Source organism: Pseudomonas sp. MIL19, from assembly GCF_028680365.1.
Lineage (GTDB): Bacteria > Pseudomonadota > Gammaproteobacteria > Pseudomonadales > Pseudomonadaceae > Aquipseudomonas > Aquipseudomonas spirodelae.
In genome coordinates, this window is the sequence record NZ_JAPPVG010000065.1 from 1 (window position 1) to 3469 (window position 3469).

Genomic DNA, 3469 nt, shown 5'->3' on the forward strand with positions numbered 1-3469 from the left:
ATTTTGCCCATCATTTCCATACTGATCACCCTGTGTTCTCCTGCTCAAAAATTGAGCAGAAGCAGTTGAACACCTGGGTCAGTTTTCAGTCGGCAGAACAGCCTCTACTGGGTCAGTTTTCGGTCAGCGGCAACAGCCAAGATCGAGTAGCTGATTGATCACGTCGTCATGGCGCAGCAATTCTTCGTAGGTGACAGGCGATTCCCCCAAGAGTTTGGCAATGCTGGGAAACATCCTGACTGTACTCTCAGGACCCATTTCCTCGGTCAGTTTTACCTTCTGATTGTCGAGCAAGACAATACGAGGAGAACGGCATACCGCATCGGCAATGGCCTCTTTCAGTCCGTATCGGTAGTCACAGATCAAGTGCCCTTCTGGCGTCGAGTACCGGGCCAAGACAATAGCCCGGTCATCTGAGCGCCATGGCGTACCGGAGAGCGCCAAGGTGAAGGCTGCGCGGTCTTGTATCCGATGCAATATCTGCTGCCCCCAGGCGTTGCTGAGAAGCGGATCATGGCCAGCGCAATGGTGAATCTCATCGAAGACCACGAGCACACGGTAATCATCAAGAAGCTGCCAGAACCCCTCATCTCGGTGCTCCATGGCCTGGTAGGTAAACGCCGTTCCCACAGCGCCTATCTGGCCATCCAGCCGCCTGCCAAGTACCTCTGCAAAGGTTGAGCGGAAGCCATCGACAACCTGGCAGGATGGCGCGAAGCACATCACCAGATCGATTTTGTCCTGCTTAAGCAACCTACTAGCTAACTCTGCCGCCATGCGTGTCTTCCCAGCTCCCGGCGTCGCCTGGCAGAAGAAGTGCGGTGTAGTGGCAAAGTGCTCCAATGCCGTGTCGATGCAGCTGAGTTGCCAGTCTCGTAGCGATCTGGTCATCGTGCAGCAAGCGTCTTGAGGGTCTTTTCGATGGCCCGAAGATGTCCGAGTAGACGTGAACTGCGATCCCTGGCCTCTAGGTACTCGTCTTCGACCTTATCCCGCAAATGCGGCATGTCTTCTAGGAGGAGCTTGAATCGCTCCGCCTCTCCCATTGAAGACAGGAAGTCCAAGCGGATTTCTTTGTGGAGCGCTTCCAGATGCTGATCCGCACTGGCTGACGACTCAAGCGGGACAGCCTCAACTTGAAACACTACAGATTCCCGCTCGGGCTCAGAAACAGTCTTTAGGCTGTTCTCAAACCCGTTGTCAACCAACTCCAATTGCAGGTGTGCCGGAATCGGTTTCAGGTGGTAGACCTGCCCTCGCGAACGACGCTCTTCATCAAGCACAAGCCAGCCCGTGCGCAGTAATCGTCGAATCTGCTCATACACATAGCGGCGCACATCGGCGATACGAAAAGTCTTGCCCTCTAGACGCTTGGCATAGGCATCACGCAGTTCACGGGTCGTGAATCTTATGCTCCCTTCTTCCTGAAGCAGCTCATACAGACGCCTGTCGAAGATAAACGAGGCCGATTTCATTGAGGCACCAGAAGAGTTAACGCGTAAAAATGCGGATTATAATCCGTGGCTCGTGCGTCCGCAAACGCACGATAGTGCCGCCTCAGAGGAATTGAGACGGTCATGGATAAATTGGCGAAAGTGTTAGGGGAACGCATCCGAACACAAAGGAAGATTTGCCACATGTCTCAGGATGTACTGGCGTTGGCCTGCAGTATCGACCGTAGCTATATGGGCCGGATCGAGCGTGGCGAAGTAAACATCACCGTCGAGAAGCTTTATCGCATCGCAGGCGAGCTGGCCTGCGATCCATCCCGCCTTCTGCCTCAAATGTCAGAGCTACAACCGCCTGATTGATACTGGCGAAGCCTGGCGTTATCTACTGACTGCTCGGATTTGTTTTTCGGCTCCAAGGTGCCGTCCTGCACCAGCTCGCGCATGAACTTTTACACCCGCATGCTTTCTGGGTTATTCGGGTTGAGGGAACGTGCCGCAAGCTTGGCGGAAGTGGAGACGCCCTCCATAATGAAATCAGAGCGAGGCTTTCTAACCCAAAGTCTGTGGTTCCTTGCTTCATACGAGCAACCCGCCATTGCTCGTCCCACCAAATCCCGACGCATCAAGGTCCATACTGCGAGGACTGGTTCATGGAGCAAGCTCTTTCCGCCCGGATTGATCAAGAACAAGACCGCCATTCCCTGACCCTTGACGCGTTGGCCGAGGTGGATGCAGGCCGTGTGATTAACCACAAAGCAGTCCAAGATTGGGCTGACAGTCTCAGTGACGGAGATCCTACCCAGCGCCTTCTGCGCTGATACGCCCTCAAGTAATAGCGCTAGGCAGACTACTGCCTGCCCAAAAACTGCAATTGAACTAAGGGTATCTATGTTTGACTACAGTGATCCGCAGTACAAAGAACTATTTGCACTAGCCACAGAAGTTCTTGGCAGTAGCGAAATGGCTGTTGCATGGATGAATGGACCTGCTTTAGGCCTAAATGGCTCTCGTCCGATCGACCTTATTTTCGGCCCAAATAGTGCGGAGGACGTGAAAGCTCTATTAGATCGTATGCACTATGGGATTTATCATTAGCAAAACTATGGCAGCGGCTCGCGATTGCACGCTTGAATAATTGCTTCCGTTCTTTTCACGAACAATTCTAAGCTTTACCTCTAAATGGTTCGGCCAACTGATCTATATATCCGGTGGGGTAGCGCCGATCACGCAGGCCGACATCATTACTACCAGGTTGCTTGGCACTGTCGTAGAAGGTTTTGAATAGCAGATCCCACACCAACAGAAACTCGCCGAAATTAACTTGGGCATCCTCAAAATCACGTTTGTGATGCCAACGATGTGTTTCAGCTACGCCGATAATGCGCCGCAACCATCCAATCGAATAATCTAAGTTGGAGTGCTGAAAAGCCAGATGCACCGTGAGTATTCCAAACCAGGTGGCCACCAGCGAAGACGGTGTTCCCAGCGCGAACAGCAACAACAATCCAGGTCCTGCCATGATGGCCGCATGCAGGGGATGACGCCGCTCTCCGTTCATCCAGTAGAGCCGCTCAGCGCTGTGATGGGGCTCGTGTAGGTGCCACAACCAGGGGATGTGATGGCTGAGGCGGTGCATGGAATACAAACTCAGGTCTAAGATAGCTGCCACGATGAGCAGTTGTAGCCAGAGAGGCAGCTCGGTAGGAAACCCACTCAGCTCAGCAGGCACAAGGTCCCCCACACGAGATAGAACAGCGGCAGTGAACTGGATGACCGACAAATTCACGACTAGGTGAATAAGGTCCGTTAGAGTGTCATCGTGATCGTTGAGCCAGTCCTGCCGGAAAGGCTGGAGTCGCTCCATACCAGCTACACAGCCGACTCCCACGGCCGCCAGGATTGCTGTGCTTGGCCAGTAAGGGATGCCTTGATAAAGCAGCCTGTTGCCGCTGACCGAAAACTGACCCAGTAGAGGCTGTTCTGCCGACTGAAAACTGACCCAGGTGTTCAACTGCTTC

General features: G+C 53.4%; 5 protein-coding genes and 1 pseudogene. 3 read left to right on the forward strand and 3 right to left on the reverse strand.

Annotation, left to right across the window (positions count from 1 at the left end):
• Positions 1-132: 132 nt before the first annotated feature.
• Positions 133-891 (reverse strand): annotated as a pseudogene (locus N1078_RS19230) (DEAD/DEAH box helicase); the annotation flags it as partial.
• Positions 888-1475, reverse strand: a complete 588-nt coding sequence (locus N1078_RS19235; RefSeq protein ID WP_274089676.1) for a hypothetical protein — start codon at positions 1473-1475, stop codon at positions 888-890. The pseudogene N1078_RS19230 and the gene N1078_RS19235, both read right to left, overlap by 4 nt.
• 102 nt (positions 1476-1577) lie before the next feature.
• Between N1078_RS19235 and N1078_RS19240 the strand changes: the two genes are divergently transcribed.
• From N1078_RS19240 to N1078_RS19250, 3 genes are all read left to right on the forward strand, one after another.
• Positions 1578-1811: a helix-turn-helix domain-containing protein gene (locus N1078_RS19240; protein WP_167143841.1), complete on the forward strand. Its 234-nt coding sequence runs from the start codon at positions 1578-1580 to the stop codon at positions 1809-1811.
• A 290-nt stretch (positions 1812-2101) separates the two neighbouring features.
• Positions 2102-2269 carry a CopG family transcriptional regulator gene (locus tag N1078_RS19245; RefSeq protein WP_241693739.1) on the forward strand — a complete coding sequence of 56 codons (168 nt, stop codon included), beginning with the start codon at positions 2102-2104 and terminating at the stop codon, positions 2267-2269.
• 70 nt (positions 2270-2339) lie between these two features.
• Positions 2340-2546, forward strand: a complete 207-nt coding sequence (locus N1078_RS19250) for an MbcA/ParS/Xre antitoxin family protein (RefSeq protein WP_167143845.1) — start codon at positions 2340-2342, stop codon at positions 2544-2546.
• A 67-nt stretch (positions 2547-2613) separates the two neighbouring features.
• Here the strand turns inward: N1078_RS19250 and N1078_RS19255 are convergent, their stop codons facing one another.
• Positions 2614-3462 (reverse strand): sterol desaturase family protein, encoded by an 849-nt coding sequence (locus tag N1078_RS19255; RefSeq protein WP_274089677.1) that lies wholly within the window; start codon positions 3460-3462, stop codon positions 2614-2616.
• Positions 3463-3469: the final 7 nt, after the last annotated feature.